This is a genomic window from Paenibacillus planticolens (assembly GCF_013141725.1).
In the GTDB taxonomy this organism is placed as follows: domain Bacteria; phylum Bacillota; class Bacilli; order Paenibacillales; family NBRC-103111; genus Paenibacillus_E; species Paenibacillus_E planticolens.
In genome coordinates, this window is record NZ_WHNZ01000065.1 from 1 (window position 1) to 1,397 (window position 1,397).

Consider the following 1,397-nt stretch of genomic DNA (forward strand, 5'->3'; position numbering starts at 1 on the left):
TACCAACATTTGGAGTATAGGCAAACGACAAAAAAGTAGGGTATTCTCGGGATTACCACACCACCAAGAAGGAGCCCTACTCAATGACTACTATACCCCAAAACAATTTAAATGATCTACTAGAAAATCTTGTGAAAACGATGATTCAAGAAAAACTTGAGCTCATCATGAAAGAAGAAATGAATCAATTTCTTCAAGTGGAACAACAGTCAGAAATTCGTAATAGCCGGAACGGTTATTACGAGCGCACGCTCGATACACGGTATGGGAAAATCGAAGAATTGAAAGTACCAAGGGACCGCAAGGGGAACTTTCAAACTCAGCTCTTTGAGCCGTACCAGCGGCGTGATGGTTGGCTTGAAGAGGCCGTCATTCATATGTATAAAGGCGGCATGAGCACTCGTGATGTAGCTCGCTTTATCGAAGGCATGTTTGGTACGCAGTACTCGCCGACCACCATTAGTAACATCACCAGTACCGTACTAGAAGACGTTCAACGTTGGCAAGAACGCCCTTTGGAGAAACGGTATTCGGTGATTTATTTGGACGGCTTCTATTTTAACTTGAAACGCGACACGGTTGATAGTGAAGTCGTTTATTTGGTTATGGGTATTAACGAGCAAGGCTACAGGCATATTCTGGGTTTCTATATTGGCGGCAAAGAAAGTGCTAATGGCTGGCGTGAAGTGTTGGGAGACCTCAAACGACGTGGGGCGACAGAGGTACTCTTAGGTGTATTTGACGGGCTAATCGGCCTTGAAGATGCATTTAAAGAAGCCTACCCAAAGGCCGATGTGCAGCACTGCGTTGTTCACAAGGTTCGTAATACTTTTCCAAAGATTCGAGTAAAAGACAAGATGGAATTTCTGAATGATTTAAAGACGATCTACAATGCCCCGGATTTGGAGTTAGCAAAGGCTTGTTTTGATACAGTGAAGGCGAAGTGGGGGAAGATGTACCCCAAGGAGATTGAGTCATGGGAGACCAATCTACCTACGCTGCTGACGTTTTACAAATATCCGGCAATGATAAAGAATGCCATTTACACGTCTAATCCAATCGAGCGTACCAATAAAGAATTTAGGAAAAGATTACGTCCTATGAATAGCTTGACCAATGTTGAAGCTGCTGAAAAAATAATCTATTTGGATACGATTGCTCACAATGAAAGATGGGGGAACCGAGTTATTACAGGATTTAATGATCCCGAAACGAGAGAGGCATTGTCGTTGCTTTTTGAAAACAGGTATCCTACCATTCCAAATCCTGAAAGCAAGGAAAAAGAAGAGCTCAAATAAATGGGATTTTAATCCAAAAAATTCAGGGGGATCCCCCTGAATTCGTTCAGACAACAAACCTATTCATCGTCCCGATGAATAACCCTACAAGACCTAATA

Annotated in this window: 1 protein-coding gene; it reads left to right on the forward strand. The window is 42.7% G+C overall.

Translation table 11 applies throughout. The features are described from left to right. The first annotated feature begins 83 nt into the window (after nt 1-83). Complete coding sequence (locus GC097_RS28150; RefSeq protein WP_171686615.1) at nt 84-1,298, forward strand: IS256 family transposase; 1,215 nt, start codon at nt 84-86, stop codon at nt 1,296-1,298. Nucleotides 1,299-1,397: the final 99 nt, after the last annotated feature.